Below are 18,740 nucleotides of genomic sequence, written 5' to 3' on the forward strand. Positions count from 1 at the left end.
GTTACGATATAATTATATCGATTCTGTGATCGGAAATACCCGGCAATGAGGACAGTTTAACCCGGTAATCTGGTCATTCCAACCAAGGAGGCTGTCTCGTGAATCCAACCATACAACTGTTCAAGAGCGAATCCTTTTTTCAAAATAATCTGAAGCTGTTCGTGAACCGATGTTCCGAGGATTTTGTGGTTCCTTTTCACGCACACGAGTTTGTTGAGTATAGTTATGTGGCAGAAGGAAAGGGCTTTCATCACATTGGTGACGATATTATTCCGGTACACAAAGGCATGTTATTTGTCATTCCGGTCGGCGTACCTCATGTGTTCCGTCCGGCTACCGCAAATGTATCAGAGCATCCACTCATTATCTATAACTGTCTGTTCAATTCCGAACTGATCCACACCCTGTCCATTATGATTCAGGAGGAGGATATTCGAGAGCATCTGACGGACCTAGAAAAGAATCGGGTGCCTTATGTATCCATCACAGATTACAGCCAACGGCTGGAGGAATTAATGGTAAAGCTGTACCGCGAATCTGCCGTTCCGGGAATCGGCTCTTCCACGATCCTGTATACGCTTGTTAGTCAACTCGTTGTGACAACGTACAGACAGATTCATCAAGCGACCTGTAATGAGAAGGAACATGCGACTGATATGGAACATATTCTTCATTACCTGGACCAGCATGTTCACGAACGAATCCGTTTAAGCGAACTGGTGAGCATTTCTGGTTGGAGCGAAAGACATATTGGACGCATGTTCGTGACCCATACCGGGCGGACGTTTGGTTCCTACCTGCAACATTTGCGCATACAAAAAAGCTGTGAATTGCTGAAGAATTCACAACATAAAGTCAGTTTAATTGCTGAACTTGTAGGTTACCGGGATGTAGATTCATTTTATGCCGTCTTTAAACGAATTACGGGAGAAACCCCGCAGGGCTATCGCAGGAACTTCAGAGCAGAACCATTGAATTAAGTGTTCCTACCTTCCGTTCCTTCTCTGGGTTCATCCCTTTATTGGATAAAATCGGCTTTCTTCCTGTTCTGTTTCAAGCAGACGATCTACATAAGCCTTTGCACCTTTCCAAGACGTCATCAACGGAAACTGATGCTGCTCCCGTTCATTTATATTCCAAGGATGAGGGATACAGATGACTTTTTTTCCGTCATTCATCGCAGGTATCAGGTTATGTGCTCCATCATCAATTAACAGATCGAAGTTAATCAAGTTCTTCCGTTTACAGGTTATAAACTGTTCTGGAGATATGTATGGCATATGCTTCTGAAGCCAATTCCACTTCTCTACAACCGTTTTGGGCTCAGCCGCGGTTAGGATCAGCAGATCATAGGCTTGATGGAGCTTTTCCACCTCTTCTACCACATATTCATCGTAAATCTCCAGTTCCTCAAACAGCCCTGGTCGACCGTAAAATACATCATGTGTACAATCCGGATGGCGCAAATGGGATGTATCCCAATGTATCATATCCTCATATCGCAGCGGATGGGTTGGGAAATGGATATTGTTATGATAGATGGCTCGCTTGACCAGATGACATATGGTGTCATCCATATCTACAGCAATAATAGGTTTCTTTATCTTTATCCCCTCCAATAGGATCACAGTATATCATCATCAATGTAACAGCGCTATCCTTTTTGACCTCAAAATAAAAAGCGGCCCCTGCGCCGCAATAACTGCTGCGCAAGGACTGCCCCCGAAATCAGCCCAAATCTTCGCCATTCGTAGCGATGACGTTCTGATACCAACCAAAGCTCTTTTTCTTATAGCGATTCAATGTGCCTTGTCCGTTGTCGTCCTGATCGACATAGATTACGCCATAACGCTTGGACATTTCCGAAGTGGATGCACTGATGATATCAATCGCACCCCAGTTGGTATACCCCATAAGGTCTACCCCATCCATGACTGCTTCTTTCATTTGTGTAATATGTTTTCTCAGATAATCAATCCGATAATCATCATGAATGGAACCATCGGCCTCTACTGTATCCTTGGCACCAAGTCCGTTCTCCACGACAAATAACGGCAGTTGGTAACGGTCATATAGCTCTTTTAACGCCACACGAAGTCCGATCGGATCAAGCTGCCAGCCCCATTCTGTACGCTCCAGGTTCGGGTTCTTAATCGTACTGTACAGGTTGCCGCCAGTTACTCCATATTCCTCGGGATTCACTGCGGATACCAGCGATGTGTAATAGCTGAACGAGATGAAATCAACCGTATGTTCTTTCATAATCGCTTCGTCTCCAGCTTCCATCACAATGGAAATGTCATGTTCAGCCCAATAACGAGCCATGAAGGTAGGATAACTGCCTCGCACCTGTACGTCGGTATGCAGCAGGTTCAGCTGATTATCGATCTGAGCTTGCAGTACATCCTCCGGCTTTGACGTGGCCGGGTAGTGAATCATGCGCGCAAGCATACAGCCAATCTGGAAATCAGGGTTAATCTGACGCGCCTTCTGCGTTACCAGACTGCTGGCAACAAACTGATGGTGAAGTGCTTGATAGGAAGCTTGCATCACATTATCGACACGATCTTCAATGATGCCTCCACCCGTGAATGGCTCAATAATGGTTGTGTTGATCTCATTAAAGGTCAGCCAGTATTTCACCTTGTCTTTGTAGCGATTCATCACGGTCTCGGCGTATCTTACAAAATGCCCGATCACTTCCCGTCCTGCCCAGCCGTTGTACTTCAATACCAATGACATCGGCATTTCATAGTGAGAGAGCGTCACGAGAGGTTCGATATGGTGCTTCCGCAATTCGTCGAACACTTCATCATAGAAACGCAATCCTTCTTCATTCGGCTCAGCATCGTACCCGTTCGGGAAAATACGCGGCCAGTTGATGGAAAGACGGAATGTCTTGAAACCAAGCTCGGCGAATAACGCAATGTCCTCTTTGAAGCGGTGATAGAAATCAATACCGTAACGCTTCGGGTATCCCTTCGCACTGTGATGAGCCATCGCTTTCTCAACCGTTGCACTGGTCACGTGCATCAGTTCTCTAAGGTTGGTGTAATCCTTTTTCTCAAAATAAGGAACCATATCCGCTGTCGACCAGCCTTTACCCCCTGCATCAAATCCACCTTCAGCCTGGTTGGCGGCAATTGCGCCGCCCCACAGAAAACCTTCCGGAAACCCTTGTCGATTGATCATGCGTATCTCTCCTCTTCTTATGGATGTCGTCTTAAGTTCGTCTTTCGGCTTTAAATTTCAGCCTTCAATACTTCTTCACCGATCGTAATTGCTCCCAATTTCACAGGCAGAACCTGCTTGTAATCTGCTGTATTCGTAACGACCATCGCCGTTGTAATGTCATATTCCTTGGCAATTTGATCAACTTCAAACGTGAGTAGCTTGTCTCCTGCCTGTACACGTGCTCCCGTAGCGACGTGGGCCTCAAAATACTGACCGCGCAGTTTCACAGTGTTGATCCCTACATGGATCAGAAGCTCCATTCCGTTATCACTGCGAACGACGATCGCATGTTTTGTTTTGAACACATTCATGATGGTACCTGTAACTGGTGACACCAGTTCGCCCACCGTTGGAACAAATGCCACACCTTTACCCATCAATTCATCGCCAAACGTTGGATCATTGACTTCTTTAAGCGCAATCGCTTTACCTGTCATCGGTGCAACGGCTACCGCATCACTTGTTGGTGTTGGAGCATCCATTTCGTCCACGTTCACGGTTGCAGCATTGCTGGACGGTACCGCCGCTGGTGTCGCAGAAGCGCCTGGTGAGAATTGAGCCAACGCCTCAGCGTCTCCTTCTTCTTCCTTGATTCCGAATACAGTCGACATAATCGCCCCTACTACAAAGGCTAGGATCATACCACCGAGGGAATACCAGAACGTCTGTCCAATCAGGGCAGGCAGTCCAGGAAGTCCGCCGTTACCTGCAAGCACATAAGCCTTTGCCCCGAAGGCCAGGGCAAATCCGCCACCTACAGCACTACCGATCATTGCTGCAGCAAACGGTTTTTTATATTTCATGTTCACGCCGTACATTGCTGGCTCGGTTACACCCATCAGAGCTGTGAAGCTGGTGGACAATGCAACAGTTTTCAGCTTTTTGTCTTTTGCACGGAAGAATACGCCCAACGTCGCTCCGGCCTGTCCCATATTGGAGATATACGTCAGTGGCAAGAATTTATCAAAGCCTAATGTAGCAATATTGCTCAGGATGATCGGTACGAGCGCATAGTGCATACCTGTCATAATAATGAGCGCCATCGCGCCGCCCAGAACAATCCCTGCAATTAATCCGCCTTCGTTCAGCAGCCAGTTAATGCCGCCAGATAATCCACTACCTACAAATGTACCCAATGGACCGATCGCAATCAGCGTTACTGGAACCATAACAAGCAAGGTAATCAGCGGCACAAGCAATAGCTTGAGTGCAGCAGGGATAACGCGGTCAACCCACTTCTCAACATAGGACATCAACCATACAGCGAGTAAAATCGGAATTACAGATGAAGCATAACTTACTGCTGTAACCGGGATTCCCAAAAATCCAACCGATTCACCGCTAGATAACAATGTTGTCATGTCTGGATACATTAGGGCTGTTCCCAGTGCAATCGCAACAAATGGATTACTGCCAAATTTACGAGCAGCGCTGACTGCAATCAGTAAAGGCAGGTAATGGAATACGCCGTCACCAATGGCTGAAAGAATACGGTACGTATCTGTTCCAGCAGACATCCAGCCTACAGACACGAACAGGGCAAGTAATCCTTTGAGCATACCCGCAGCTGTAATCGCTGGCAGCATTGGTGCGAAGACACCCGCAATCGTCTCAAAAATATTAAGAATTACATTTTTATTTTTTTCCGGTTTAGCCTGTTTATTTTCTGAACTTTGCTGTATTGCCGGATGTTCCTTCACCATAGCATCGAATACTTTGGATACGTCATTCCCGATAATCACCTGGAATTGATCTCCAGAGATATTCGTTCCCATGACTTTATCCAGCTTCTTGAGTGAGTTATTATCCACTTTATCGTTATTTTTCAGATCAAATCTCAGTCGTGTGACGCAATGATATACCGAGTTGATATTGTTTGTTCCCCCAACGGCTTTGATGATTTCCTGTGCCGTTTCCTGATGTTTCATGATCGTTTCCTCCTCATTTTTCCAATAAAAAATACCCGAACAAATAGCCACGTCTTCTACGTGTCATTCATTCGGGTATTGCCTGATTGAACAGTAACAAGCCCATTTGATATTTAGTTAGGTTCTGGTTCATGTTCTTATCATTCATTGCTCACGCTTCGGTTTCATTAACCGCTCCAGATGAAGGGTCAGATACAACTGTTCCGAATGCGTCATATCATACTGGTAGTTCTTCTGGATAAATGTTTCAATCTTGCCGATACATTTGAAGGTTTCGGGATAGTTTTTCCGTACAACTTCATATAAATACTCCTCCGCATCGTCGTGTGACGAGTGAGTAATTACCCGTTGGCAGAAATACTTCAAATGAGTAATGAAACGGAAATAGTTGACGCTATCTTCATCCAATTCAACATTGAAGTGATATTTGATAATGTTCATAATCTCTTGCAGCAGCTGCATCAAATGGGTGACGTCGTTCATGGAATCATTGACTTCGGCATTGATGAAATGCAGCGCTATGTTGCAAATTTCATCTTTGGGAAATTCCACATCCAGTCTTTCCTTCAGCAGGGTGAGCGCTTCCCGGGCCACGTCGAACTCGGCCTTGTAAAAATGCTGCACTTCCCAAGAGAGCGGATTTCGTGTGATCATTCCCTTTTCCAAACGCTGGACAGCAAAATGAATGTGATCCGACAGTGAGACATAAATCCCGTCACTGATGGTTTTGTTCAATTGCGTACGTGCCAGTGTCACAATATCATCTGTCGCCTGCAGGATTTCAATCGGCACTTCTGTGACGATGGACTTGAACTTCTCATAGATCGATGCATCCTGAAGCCGGAAGACTTTCTCAATCCGTTCTTCATCAATCTCATCGCCCGCCTTGAACTTAAATCCGATACCCCGGCCGAGGATCAGCAGTTCCTGATTTTTGTCATCCACGGTACTGACAATATTGTTATTAAATATCTGTTTAATAATCATGTTGGACCCACCTGTTTTTTTTGAGGATCAAAAAAGGGCAAAACCAAAATAGAAATAATAAAAATCATTTCCATAGTGGTTTTGCCCGCATTACCGGTAACAAGCCTCGGGTATAATTTATCACAACCTGAAAACGGTGTCAACCCAAAATGCTACCACTGCTAATTCACTACATTCCATATACATGCAACATTCCCCTTAAATTCCACGTCAAAAGGAATATAAGCTTTATTGTTTACCTTTTATCAATTAAACAAACAGGAGGATTCTTTACAATGAACAAATTCAAATCCGTTACAGCAACTCTTGCAGCCATAACCCTGCTATTATCCGCAACCCCCATATCCGCAGCAACGCAGAGCAATTCCTCAGCAGTAATAGCAAATACCCAGGCTCCCCTGAATCTCAATGAAACAGCGCTGAAACGATTAACCGAAGCCATCACAGCATTGGTAGGTAAACAGACGGTGCAATTCACCAGTTCCAGTCCAGGGCTGGGCGATGACGAGTTGTCGGTGGAAGGCATCGTGAAGGGAGCCGCAACCGCTACATCTTCGCAGGTCTATAATGAAAAAGAAGACCGTGTAGAGTCGACCGTCCTGATCTACCGAGCTTCAGATATACATACATTTATGGATAATGCGCTTCGTCTCAAAATAGACACCTTTCTGAAATCGTTTGACCCCAAGCAAACCTTCAAGCCTGATGCCGTGTGGCGGGTCAATAATACAGGCAAAGAAGGCGGGCTCAATAACTATTGGGTAATCTGGGGAGAACATCAAAGTGTTTACATCGATGTAGACAACAACAATGAAATTACAGCCAGTTTCACGTACGCCCTGCAAAACGCTGATGCTTCCCTGACCAACAAAGCCAGAAACGCATTGAAAACTTTGGGCATTTCACAAACGAAGGCGTTTGATTTTGTGCTGCGTCAGCAAAAAGGAAAAGACTCCTTCTGGAACTATCGCGATGACGGTGATATTAATCATGTATTTATTGGAGCCAAGACAGGCAAGGTGTGGGCAATCCAAAATGATTTTGGCAAGGACTGGAGCGGGTACAAGGATTTCAACAAATCCTTCGCCAAACCTAAGCTGAGCAAATCACAAGCCTTGTCCGCTGCATCATCGAAAGTAAAATCTCTTTTTGGAATCCAACTGAAAGGCTATACGGTCACAATTAAAGAAAATCAGTACACCTTTACGAAAAAAGGAGCTGCTACTGTTGTTGGGGAAATCAACAAAAAAGGGGTATTCTATTCGCTTGAGGTTCAGCCATTGAATGGTATGCGGAATTAGTCAGCCATCTGCATACAAAAGGATACACGGGCCTTGTATAAAAGCAATCACATGAAACATGTCTATCCGTCGTCTTTTGGAATGGAGTACAACTATGAGCCCTTCGACGGAAGGGCTCATAGTTACTATTATCGCTGATTATTGCTGGAACGTCACATGAATCTGTACAATCTCGGATCGACTGCTTGTTCGAATCGGAGGTCCCCAGAAGCCAAATCCAGAGGTGACGATAGAGTGCATGGACCCTTTTTGCAGATAACCCCAATCATTCTCGTAGATGGCCTTAGTAATAAACTGAGCGGGTGCGATCTGACCACGATGGGTGTGGCCAGACACAACCAAATCTACGTTGTTCTGTTCCGCAATATCCAAATCATAAGGCTGGTGATCCATCATGAGCACAGGCTTGCTCAAGTCGGTATCCTGCATCAACGTCGCTACTTCTGCACGATCCTTCTCTGTCCGGTCTTTCCGTCCAATCAGTGTAATCTTATCGTCCAATGTAATTTTATCATCATACAGAACTTGCATATTACTCTTCTCCAAAGCAGCAATCAGATCCTCGATCGGACCATTATACTTGTCGTGATTGCCCAGTGAAGCGTACACTCCGTAAGGGGCTTGAATGCCGCTGATAATATCCGCAATCCCACTCTTGAGGTACATATCCAGGTTGTCATCGATAATATCACCAGGATACAGCACTAAATCCGGCTTCAGTGTGTTAATTTCTTCCACCATGCGTTTAGCGTGAGCAGGGCCGGACAGCAGGCCAAAGTGCATATCCGCAGCCATAACAATGTTGAGGCTGTCGACACCTTCCACTTTTTTATCAATCTGAATGCTGTATTGTCTTACGACTGGACTATAGGCGTTATAGATACCATAGCCCAACGTGGACAGCAACAGCACGAGAGTGACCACACCTGCCCATTTGTGAGCGTAATGTCTTGGAATACGGGTTAGTCTAAGCAACCATAGCGTTAGATGAACCACGGGAAGGATCAATAACAGCAGAGAAAAGATTGCAAGCCAATACGAACCGATAACACTCAGGAAGGAAATACTTCCAAACAACCTTGCCAGTATGAATGAAAATGCAAGGAATACAAGCACAACGATGTAAAACCAACGAAATCTCGCAGATACAACCGGCTTCATCCAGCTCCATCCGCTCCGTCCTATGTAAAACACTAATAAACCGTACACTACCAAAAACAAGATGCCTGCAAGTACAAACATGCCTCCGTTAACCTCCACGTCAATAAGTTGATTGCTGAATTTTCTCTTAACCAAATTCCAGTCCATCTGAACAAGTATAACGTAGTTAAAGGCGACAGGACATCTGTTTCCAATACTTATATGCGTACATTTTATTACAATTTGGAATATTTGAATTCCAATTATTATATAGTAGCCGATACGTTAACCCATAGCCTGTTCATCTGAATAAAAAAACATTCCTGCGTCCGCTCAAGATGACTAACATCATGAACGAGCACAGGAATGCTGAATGATCTCGAATTACATATTACTCGTTAGTGTCCATCCATTGGAAATGGAATGAACCTTCTTTGTCCACACGTTTGAATGTGTGAGCGCCAAAGTAGTCACGTTGTGCTTGCAACAGGTTCGCAGGCAAACGCTCAGTGCGGTAGCTGTCATAGTAAGACAACGCGCTGGAGAATCCAGGAACCGGAATTCCTTGAGTTACCGCAGCTGCAACGACTTCACGCCATGCACCTTGGTAGGATTCAACAATATTTTGGAAGTATGGGTCCAGCAGCAGGTTTTTCAATGCTGCATCCTTGTCATATGCTTCCTTGATGTTTTGCAGGAATTGCGAACGGATGATGCAGCCACCGCGGAAGATCATGGCGATGTTGCCGTATTTCAGATCCCAGCCATATTCGTCTGAAGCTGCACGCATTTGAGCAAAACCTTGTGCATAGGATACGATTTTACTTGCAAAGAGGGCTTTGCGCACATTCTCGATGAATGCTTTTTTGTCGCCAGAGAAGGCTTCAACCGCAGGTCCATTCAAGATTTTGCTTGCCGCCACACGCTCATCTTTCATCGCAGACAAGAAGCGGGAGAATACGGATTCCGTAATCATGGACAATGGTACGCCGAGATCCAACGCGCTTTGGCTTGTCCATTTACCTGTTCCTTTTTGTCCAGCTGCATCCAGAATGACATCAACCATGGGTTTGCCGGTTTCCGGATCGTATTTGGAGAAGATGTCTGCTGTGATTTCAATCAGGTAGCTATCCAGCTCACCTTGGTTCCATTCAGAGAAGATTGCATGCAATTCTTCAACGGACACATTCAGCACGGATTTGAGCAAGTGATATGCTTCACCGATCAACTGCATATCTCCATACTCGATACCGTTGTGCACCATTTTCACATAGTGTCCGGCACCATCTGGTCCGATATATGTGCTGCAGGCGTCATCGCCTACTTTGGCCGAAATCGCTGTAAGGATCGGTTCTACCAACTGATAAGCACTTTCTTGTCCACCTGGCATGATTGCCGGGCCTTTCAACGCGCCTTCTTCCCCACCGGATACACCCGCACCGATGAAACGGAAACCTTTGGCTTCCAGATCTTTGCTGCGGCGTTGGGTGTCAGGGAAGTATGCGTTTCCTCCATCAATGATGATGTCCCCTTCGTCCAAGTGTGGCAGCAGTTGTTCAATGGTAGCGTCCGTTGCTTTACCTGCTTGCACCATGATCAGGATTTTACGCGGGGATTCCAGGGAAGCTACGAACTCTTCAATCGTGAATGCGCCTGTCAGGTTTTTGCCTTCGGCTTCTTTCAGAAGATCGTTCGTTTTCTCCGGGGAACGGTTATATACCGATACGGAGAATCCTTTGCTTTCAATATTAAGGGCAAGGTTCTTACCCATTACTGCAAGTCCGATGACACCGATCTGTTGTTTACTCATTATGTCCTCCCAATACTCTTTATATATAGTAGTTTAAAATTGGAAATCAACAATCCTTTATTATTGAACCGTTTTTTTCCAGTCTGCTGCGAATTTCTCCATGCCTTGATCTGTCAGCGGGTGTTTGGAGATTTGTTCAATGACGGAGAATGGAACAGTAGCGATATGTGCTCCTGCCATTGCTACACGTGTAACGTGGTCCGGATGTCTTACAGAAGCCGCAATAATCTGTGCATCCAGGTTATGTGTACGGAACAGCTCAGCAACTTTAGCAACCAATTGAACGCCATCTTCGGAGATGTCATCCAGACGTCCCAGGAACGGGGATACATATGTTGCACCTGCACGAGCAGCAAGCAGCGCCTGGTTCACGGTGAAGATCAACGTTACGTTGGTTTTCACGCCTTTTTTGGTCAGGTAACGGCAAGCTTCCAGTCCTGCAAGTGTCATTGGCAGCTTGATGGTGATGTTTTTGTCGTTGTTATTGATTTTGATCAGTTCGTCTGCTTGAGCAATCATCTCTTCAGCTGTGATCGCATCTGGTGTTACTTCCGCAGATACGGATTCAACTTCAGGTACTTCACGCAAAATTTCTTCAATGCGGTCTTCGAATTTCACGCCTTCTTTGGCTACCAATGACGGGTTTGTTGTTACACCAGACAGGACGCCGATTTTGTAAGCTTTTTTGATGTCTACCAAGTTTGCTGTATCGATGAAAAATTTCATATTCAATTACCTCCAAAGGATATGTTTTTTAGGTTACAGATTAGCATTAACAGCCATAGGAACTTCAATATCATCTTCAGCCTGCTGATCGGCAGGTTGATCAAACCACCAGTGGTGCCCCTCCGCAGCGAGCATCGCATCGGACTCTGCGGGTCCATAGCTTCCCGCCGGGTACAGATGAAGTGGGAGCAAATTCTCCTGGAATGCATCCAGAATAGGTTGTACCCAAGCCCAAGACAGTTCTACTTCATCCCAATGAGCAAAGAACGTTGGATCACCATGCAATGCATCATGAATCAAGTTCTCATAAGCCTCCGCCAGATCCTCGCGATCTGGTGACAGATCAATATGAACCGGCTTGAACTCCCCTTTGTTTTGCGGGTCGCTCGCATTCAGCTGCAGCGTCATGCTCTGGTCAGGACTCATCTCAATCACAAGCAGATTCGGTTTGGAACCGTTAACCACGTTGGACTGTCCGGATGGTTCCTTGAATTCGATGACGATACGAGTGGATTTCTCCTTCATTCGTTTACCGGTACGGATATAGAATGGTACTCCGCGCCAGAAGAAGTCATCAATCTGCAATTTGGCAGCAATAAACGTATCATTCATCGTATTCTCGGCAACACCCGGCTCAGCTGCATATCCGTTAACGGATTTGCCATGGATGTTTCCTTCAGCATACTGTCCGCGAATGACACTTGCACCCACGTTTTGCTTTTGCAGTGGCTGGATTGATTCCATGATGTGTTTTTTCTTCAAACCGACTTTTTCCGAGGTGCTGTTATACGGAAGCTGGATCGCCATCATCATAAGCAATTGCAGCATATGATTCTGGAACATGTCACGCACGGCGCCTACATGATCATAATAGGATGCCCGTTCTTCCACACCAACAGTCTCATTAGCGGTGATCTGCACATTGGAGATGTAACGGTTGTTCCACAACGCCTTCATGATCGGATTGCTCTGATGCAAGGTTTCAAGACGCTGTACCATCGGTTTGCCCAAATAGTGGTCAATTCGATAAATTTCTTCTTCGGTGAACGCTTCGCTTAATTTGCGATTGAGGTCACGAGCCGATTGCAGATCATGTCCAAATGGCTTCTCGATCACAAGGCGTTTCCAGCCCTCAGTTGATCCAAGTCCACTTTCCTGAATGTTCTCTGCAATGGGTTCAAAGAATTCTGGACCAACCGAAAGGTAGAACAGACGATTGGACGGAATGCCAAGTTCAGCCTCTCTTTGTTCAACCAAATTTAACAGCTCTATATAATCTTCCTTATGGCTTATATTCAATACACTGTAGCGGAAAGCCTGCACGAAAGATTTCACAACTTGGGGATCAGCCGGGCGTCTGGAAAATTCATTTAATGATTTTTCCACTTGTGCCTGAAAGAATTCATCAGACCATTCTCTGCGTCCCAAACCAATCAGCGAGAAGGATGCCGGAAGTTTCTGCTCAATGTATAAATTATATAAGGCTGGATATATTTTTCTTTTGGCTAAATCGCCAGTCGCACCAAATAAAATAATGCTCGTTGGTTCCATCTCACTATTCTCCTTCCAAGTAACTCTGGTTTCTTTGCTGTAGTTACACTATAATACGTTTTATAGCCATACAAGTAATTAATATATTTCACAGGAGCTATAGACAATATCTATGACGACAAATTATGAATTATATAAGGTATTCTATTGGGCTGCCAAAACAGGCAGTTTGACCCAAGCCGCCAAAGCGCTATATATTACTCAACCAAGTGTCAGTCATGCCATTAAACAGCTGGAAGAAAGCTTTGGTCTCACGTTGTTTTACCGGAACTCCAAGGGAGTTGCGCTAACACAGGAAGGTGTAAGTCTTTATTCGTATATTGAACAATCACAGATTTTGATCTCGCTGGCCGAGGAGAAAATGGCTGCATTGAAGAGTTTAGACAACGGAGAACTACGGATTGGTGGCAGTGATTCGCTGTTCAAGCATTACATGCTGTCCTATCTGGAAGAATTCCATGTGCTCTACCCTAACATCAAGCTGCATCTAAGTCATGGGACAACGCCGGAAGTCATTACCTTTCTGAAAGAAGGTAAAATTGATTTGGGTGTTGTGCGGATGCCCATTGTTGATCCACAGCTTGAGGTCAGGGAAAGTATCCAGCTCAAAGACTGCTTCGTTGCGGGTGAACGTTATGCTCAACTGAAGGATAAAGTTATGACATTGGACATGCTGCTGGAGCATCAACTGATTCTTTTCTCCAGAAACAGCCGGGTTCGGATGGCGATCACGGAGCTGTTCAACAGCTATGGCTATACCCTCAAGCCCGAGATTGAGGTCGGCAGTGTCGATTTGTTAATTGAATTTGCACGGCGGGGATTGGGCATATCGTATGTCACCCGTGAATTTATTTCCAAAGAGCTGGAAGAAGGTTCTCTCTTCGAAATTCAGCTGGATGTTGCCCTGCCCCCTTCGCATGTGGGCATCATGACAAAACGTAATATGCCGATTTCCCTGGCAGCCAACCGGTTTATGGATCTCATTTTCAAAGCAGATTAAGAAACTCGTTGTTCTACTGGTTTACAAAAAAAGTGCCTCGTCATCCTAAAAAGATGATGAAGCACTTTTTGTTATATTCATTTTCCTAAGTAAACAACCTGCCAACTCTACCTGATTCAAGTTCTCTCAATCTACTCTCAATTCTCTCAGGAATCATAGCAAACAGTTGCTCCCAGGGCATGAATAGACTCGGCTCAAGCAAAAACTCTTCAAACTCCATAGAGGGAACAAACGCCTTAGTCTGCAGGAAACTCCGCACGCTGGCATCAATCTCTTCATTGGTTTCGAAATAACCTTTGAACATCTCGTTCACGAGCAGACCGTCACACCCCGCATTGGCGCCTGCTGCACTATACAAATCTGGCAGAAGTTCAAACACCACAGGGATCGGAGAAAAAGCATGTTTGCCTGGCTGCGAGTATAGATACACATGGCGTCCAACCACATTCACTCGATCCTTCAGCAATCCCCGAAGTACTTTGCCATGGAAGCTGGCTTCACAGTCCACGACTTCACCATCATGACCCACATATATCCACACATGCTCCATTTCGTACAAATGTCCAATTTCATAATCCCACCAAATCGAAAATTCAATCACATATTGGACCGCCTCAACCGGAAAATGAATTTCACGCTGGAATGACGGTGAAGGTCCTGATTGATCCAAAATGGAAACGCCTACAAAATCAGGGTAAAAGGGTTCATTGCGATCAAACATCAATACAGGTGCATAGCTCATCGCAGTTTCCAGCATTTCCTGCTCAGTCATGGTCATGGATCGTCCCTCCAGATTCTTTGAGTGCTACTACTGTAACAAACCAGTGTTATGCCTATCTTAACAGAGAATTCGGAATGTGTTAATTGGAACAAAACATAGGCCCGTACTCGGAAAATGTTCCGGTCACGGACCTGAATCGGTCATTAGATAGGAGAACGTGTTGATGTTATCCCTTTGAGTTTTTGGAGGATTTGGATGCTTTGATTGCCTGATCGGAAACAGAATCCACACAGCCAATCGGTGGTCCCAAAATAGCGTCATTTTTAATTGATGCTACTGCCTTTGCGTATGCCTCCTCATCAATGCAGTATGCACGATGGGCAACTTCAGGCGGCGTTGCAACCAGGAAATCTGCCCCGAGCACAATGTCCGGTGTAGGTTGATCAAAAATCGTCAACAGGTGTACTTCATCAGTCTCCGCCACAAACCAGTGAAACCATCCTTGAGGGAATATCGAAACCTGACCTGGCTTCAAGTGATAACTAATCCGCTCCCGCTTGAACGGATCGTAGACAGAGGTGGTAATTTCCCCGTTGATCAGAACGACCATCTCGGTCACATTTGTATGCCAGTGTGGCTGCACAATAATACCTTTGCTCATGTGTACATTGAAGAATCCATTTTTGATCGTAGGCAGCTGCGGTCCAAATAACTGGGTAATATAATTGCGCGAATCACGCTGATAATTCAACACCGCTGTCGAATCGGCCGCCAGCTGAACATTCGGGGCTTGCAGAATCGGATTAGTCATACCGCTGTTTCCTCCTTGTAGGCGTACATCTCATTGTTGTACTGTATGCGTTAATTAGCGGAGATAATACCGAGGACACGGTTCCATTGCAATTTTTATCCAGCCGAGTAATTTCATCTGTCAATTAGGTGAAAATCATCCACTCTCAAGTAAAACACAAAAACACCCTTTTCTGAAAACAGGTCTGGGGCGTTAAGTGTTTTATCTATAGTCTTGCTTTATATTAGGCAAGTCCCGGGTATCTTCCCCCTGCGGCAAATCCTTTAGGAGATATTCGTTCAATCTCAGCCCATTCATCCTTGGTGAAAGAAACCTGCAATGCACCCAGATTCTCATGAACTCTCTCCAGACTGCGAGTACCAGGGATCTTTACTTTCATTCGAAAACGGGTAAGCAAGTTGAATAATGATGCTCTGCCATCTCGCTTCGAGATGTGAATCGGAGGCAGGGAATACATGCTCTGCATTGGGGTCCCATAAACGAAATAGATGGTCCTTCTCTTCCTCACTTAACTGGAGTGATCCCGGCTTGCTCTGGCTGAATCCGGCTCCTCCGAGATTTCAAAAATTCACCCAGCGTTTTATTACGGCTAATACCTGTAGTCATAAATAACCTCCCTTAGATATTCAGATTTCTATCGATTCAAATATGGCTCTATCCAAAATGGATGTGATCGAACGCCTTTGATATAATTCTTTTATTATCATTTTTGCAAAATCCCTAGTTTACAAGAAGCTTAGCATTGATTTATGCAAAACGAAAGGAGCACATCATGGTCCCAACGGTCGGAGACATATACTGTGTATACGTCGAAAATTTACAACAATATGCTGCCTGCCAGGTAACTGGCCTGAAAGAAACCGGGAGTAAGGGATCACGCCAGCTTGCTGCAATCCTGCAATTGGACTGGACAGGAGATCAGCGGCCCGATGAAACGGAACTTCATCAGATGAAACCGCTCATTTGCAGCTTTTATTTCTGGAAAAATCGGCTGGATCATACCTTTGTGAATGCCAATGTCCCTTCCAATTATATTCTGGCAGGTAATATCCCTCCGCTTGTCACTGAACAGACAAATAGTTATAGCGGAGGATGGCTGATTGGGGACAGTCTGTACCGGCAACTTCAATGGGATGCCATTGATGAAACAAGAAGAATACGGTTTAAGAAAGCCGCTGAAGACTTTGAAGAGATCTCGGTTGGCCATCAGATGATCAGACGCAATTCGAGTGTAATACGCAATTTCAAGCCGAGGTCTGAAGAAGATGTGGCCGAACTTGCCAAACTGCCTTGTTTGACAAATATTCAAATGGACGGATATTCGGAATCACTGATACCCTTCCTAACCAAGGAGCCGATTATCAATGAACTCCATATCACGAACCACGTTCAAAAGTCGCTGGACCTCAGTAAAAGTCATTTGACCAAACTCGTCATCGATGTCAGCGGATTGGAACGTCTCACTTTGAATACCAAGATGAAAAGTCTGAATTTTACAGGAAACCTGTCTGCCGGCCTTTGTATTGATGCTCATGAGGATGGAAAATGGTTAACATTGAATGTTGCTGCTAGTCTGCCACATATCAACGGAGTTCCACGTCTGGATGGCTTACATATTAGAGAAATCACGGGGCTGGATTTAGCCCCCCTTGTGAAACGTTATCCGGAACTTACGGAATTGCGTTTGTGGGGTAAACCAGGCAGTCTGATTCAACTTGAATCCATTCAGCATTTGAAGGCGTTACAGGAATTTAGTACATATGACTTGTTCGGATTCATTGGAGAACAGTTCCCTAACCCAGAACAATTCCCTAAGCTATCGAAACTATGGCTAACCAGTTTGCCAGCAGAAGCCGCCAAATCAATTAAAACGAGATATAAAAAAGCAGCCGCAGCCGGGCTCGAACTCGAAATCAGTAAACCGCGAAAACCGGAATGGCTCGCAGAGAATCTAACGAATCCTTTTCGAGACTGGGACGGACGGGATCATATAAAGTCTGCTCATGCCAAGAAGGCAGCACAACTGTATAAACAATGTCTCAAGGAAATTCGTCAGCTGGCTCAAAGCCAGATAAGCAACGAAGTTATCCAGAAACAGCTATTTTCCATGGTTGAAAACTACACACAAACCTTCAACAAAATGGATGCTAAAACTGGCTTTATTGAAACGGTTGAACGTGAAGAAATCTATGTTGTTCTTGCGAGCTTGCTTGATCAACTGGAACAGGAACTTGGTAATGAGAGTACTATTAAAGTTAACCATGAGGCGTTATATGAGGTGTTTGATCAGTTGAGGGATTTCTAATTTGTATTGCAAATTCTAAACAATCGAACAAGTAATACAAAAAAAAAAAAAAAAAAACCGGATTCATTCGAATCCGGCTCTTTCTTGTTAATTTATATATATATCAGTGAATAAATATTTAATAATTGCATCCATGCTTAGCTACATTTGATCGAAGAATTCTGTGATCTTCTCACCCGGGTCAGCTAGAAATTCAGGGAACGTGCATATATTTCCAATCTCCTGATGTTCAATGTCAGCGAACCCAATCATTTTTTTGCTCGGGTTCCAGACGATCAGGATATGGGAGTACTGATCCACGTCAGAGGATATGCGCAGCAGTTTCTGTCTGCCCAGCTTCATCTCTACCGTATCGATCAGATGGAAAAATTCGATGTATCCCACGCCGGATGGATTGTCCGGCAAGTCGATTCTGCGCGGACCTTCCGTTAGAAAACGGATTAATACATCAGGCAGCTTGTACGATTTGAGCACATGCAATTTATTGCTCAGACTGTGAAAGTCTTGCGGCTCATGAGATTTCAAATACTCTGCCATTTCCGCATTCTTCTGACTGACCGCAATCGTATACGCCCGCTCCCCATCCTTCTCTTGAATAGTTACATCCGCTCCACGCTTTACCAGAAATTGAACCATCTTCATATTGTTGTTGCGAGCAGCTACCGTAAGCGGTGTAGCCTTGTATGGATACACCATATCCGGCTCATTATAGTTAATATCTACACCCTCATCCAGTAAATACTGAATGGTTTGCAGATCGTGATCTGACACTGCTCTTCGCAGTGTTTTTCCACCATATTTTTGAATATCCAGTCCGAGGTCCTTCAGCACTGCGATATTCTTTTTGTTACCGTAATAGGCTTCATCATATGCATTCGACTTCACCTTGCTCAAACTGTTCAACTTGGCACCCTTCTGATGCAAATATCGGATGAGCTCTTCCCCGCCATATCTGACCGCTTTGAGGATTGCTGGATTATCCTTCACGTTCAGGTTCACTCCGCGCTCCACCAAAACCTTAATGACTGGAAGTTGATTGGTGATTAGGGCAATATCCAATGGCGTCAATGCTATGTATTTGCTGAGCGTAATCTCTTTTTCAAGATCCATACCCTGTTTAATGAATTCTTCTACAGCAATAACATCTCCCTTGTAAATCGCCATAGCTTCATCAGGCAACGTTTCAAACGTACCTTGATTTCCGATTTTGAACAAAGGTGTAACCT

16 protein-coding genes are annotated in these 18,740 nt (G+C 44.9%); 4 read left to right on the forward strand and 12 right to left on the reverse strand.

The annotated features are described in order from the left end of the window. The first annotated feature begins 98 nt into the window (after positions 1–98). On the forward strand, positions 99–980 hold the full coding sequence (locus BMY78_RS15360; protein WP_090900251.1) for a helix-turn-helix domain-containing protein: 882 nt from the start codon (positions 99–101) through the stop codon (positions 978–980). 30 nt (positions 981–1,010) lie between these two features. On the opposite strand, the gene BMY78_RS15365 is transcribed toward BMY78_RS15360, so the two are convergent. From BMY78_RS15365 to licT, 4 genes are all read right to left on the reverse strand, one after another. After that, positions 1,011–1,604 (reverse strand): 5' nucleotidase, NT5C type, encoded by a 594-nt coding sequence (locus BMY78_RS15365; RefSeq protein WP_090902484.1) that lies wholly within the window; start codon positions 1,602–1,604, stop codon positions 1,011–1,013. Positions 1,605–1,728: 124 nt separating this feature from the next. Beyond that, positions 1,729–3,192, reverse strand: coding sequence for a glycoside hydrolase family 1 protein (locus BMY78_RS15370; protein WP_090900254.1), 1,464 nt, complete (start codon positions 3,190–3,192; stop codon positions 1,729–1,731). 50 nt (positions 3,193–3,242) lie between these two features. Continuing rightward, entirely contained in the window at positions 3,243–5,162 is a 1,920-nt protein-coding gene (locus tag BMY78_RS15375; RefSeq protein ID WP_090900257.1) for a beta-glucoside-specific PTS transporter subunit IIABC, read from the reverse strand. A gap of 144 nt (positions 5,163–5,306) precedes the next feature. Beyond that, positions 5,307–6,149 (reverse strand): BglG family transcription antiterminator LicT, encoded by an 843-nt coding sequence (licT, locus tag BMY78_RS15380; RefSeq protein ID WP_090900260.1) that lies wholly within the window; start codon positions 6,147–6,149, stop codon positions 5,307–5,309. A 275-nt stretch (positions 6,150–6,424) separates the two neighbouring features. Between licT and BMY78_RS15385 the strand changes: the two genes are divergently transcribed. After that, on the forward strand, positions 6,425–7,450 hold the full coding sequence (locus BMY78_RS15385; protein WP_090900263.1) for a hypothetical protein: 1,026 nt from the start codon (positions 6,425–6,427) through the stop codon (positions 7,448–7,450). Between the two features lie 138 nt (positions 7,451–7,588). Here BMY78_RS15385 and BMY78_RS15390 read toward each other — a convergent pair whose 3' ends face one another. The 4 genes from BMY78_RS15390 to zwf all read right to left on the reverse strand — a co-directional run bounded on the left by BMY78_RS15390 (position 7,589) and on the right by zwf (position 12,677). Beyond that, complete coding sequence (locus BMY78_RS15390; RefSeq protein WP_090900266.1) at positions 7,589–8,692, reverse strand: metallophosphoesterase; 1,104 nt, start codon at positions 8,690–8,692, stop codon at positions 7,589–7,591. A 289-nt stretch (positions 8,693–8,981) separates the two neighbouring features. Further along, a complete protein-coding gene (gndA, locus tag BMY78_RS15395) occupies positions 8,982–10,400 on the reverse strand; it encodes an NADP-dependent phosphogluconate dehydrogenase (RefSeq protein WP_090900269.1) in 1,419 nt (472 codons plus the stop codon). A 60-nt stretch (positions 10,401–10,460) separates the two neighbouring features. Next, a complete protein-coding gene (fsa, locus tag BMY78_RS15400) occupies positions 10,461–11,126 on the reverse strand; it encodes a fructose-6-phosphate aldolase (protein ID WP_063563123.1) in 666 nt (221 codons plus the stop codon). 33 nt (positions 11,127–11,159) lie between these two features. Continuing rightward, complete coding sequence (zwf, locus tag BMY78_RS15405; protein WP_090900272.1) at positions 11,160–12,677, reverse strand: glucose-6-phosphate dehydrogenase; 1,518 nt, start codon at positions 12,675–12,677, stop codon at positions 11,160–11,162. A 112-nt stretch (positions 12,678–12,789) separates the two neighbouring features. Here zwf and BMY78_RS15410 point away from each other — a divergent pair, with 112 nt between their 5' ends. After that, entirely contained in the window at positions 12,790–13,677 is an 888-nt protein-coding gene (locus tag BMY78_RS15410) for a LysR family transcriptional regulator (RefSeq protein ID WP_090900275.1), read from the forward strand. A gap of 85 nt (positions 13,678–13,762) precedes the next feature. On the opposite strand, the gene BMY78_RS15415 is transcribed toward BMY78_RS15410, so the two are convergent. From BMY78_RS15415 to BMY78_RS15425, 3 genes are all read right to left on the reverse strand, one after another. Then, complete coding sequence (locus BMY78_RS15415; protein ID WP_090900277.1) at positions 13,763–14,455, reverse strand: hypothetical protein; 693 nt, start codon at positions 14,453–14,455, stop codon at positions 13,763–13,765. Positions 14,456–14,624: 169 nt separating this feature from the next. Beyond that, the gene (locus BMY78_RS15420) at positions 14,625–15,209 is read right to left on the reverse strand and encodes a cupin domain-containing protein (RefSeq protein WP_090900280.1); all 585 of its coding nucleotides are present in this window, start codon (positions 15,207–15,209) and stop codon (positions 14,625–14,627) included. 223 nt (positions 15,210–15,432) lie between these two features. Continuing rightward, on the reverse strand, positions 15,433–15,675 hold the full coding sequence (locus BMY78_RS15425) for a hypothetical protein (protein WP_090900283.1): 243 nt from the start codon (positions 15,673–15,675) through the stop codon (positions 15,433–15,435). A 306-nt stretch (positions 15,676–15,981) separates the two neighbouring features. Here BMY78_RS15425 and BMY78_RS15430 point away from each other — a divergent pair, with 306 nt between their 5' ends. Next, positions 15,982–17,514, forward strand: a complete 1,533-nt coding sequence (locus BMY78_RS15430) for a hypothetical protein (RefSeq protein ID WP_090900286.1) — start codon at positions 15,982–15,984, stop codon at positions 17,512–17,514. Between the two features lie 141 nt (positions 17,515–17,655). Here the strand turns inward: BMY78_RS15430 and BMY78_RS15435 are convergent, their stop codons facing one another. Further along, entirely contained in the window at positions 17,656–18,729 is a 1,074-nt protein-coding gene (locus BMY78_RS15435) for an ankyrin repeat domain-containing protein (protein ID WP_090900289.1), read from the reverse strand. Positions 18,730–18,740 lie beyond the last annotated feature (11 nt).

This window comes from Paenibacillus sp. OK076 (assembly GCF_900110055.1).
In the GTDB taxonomy this organism is placed as follows: domain Bacteria; phylum Bacillota; class Bacilli; order Paenibacillales; family Paenibacillaceae; genus Paenibacillus.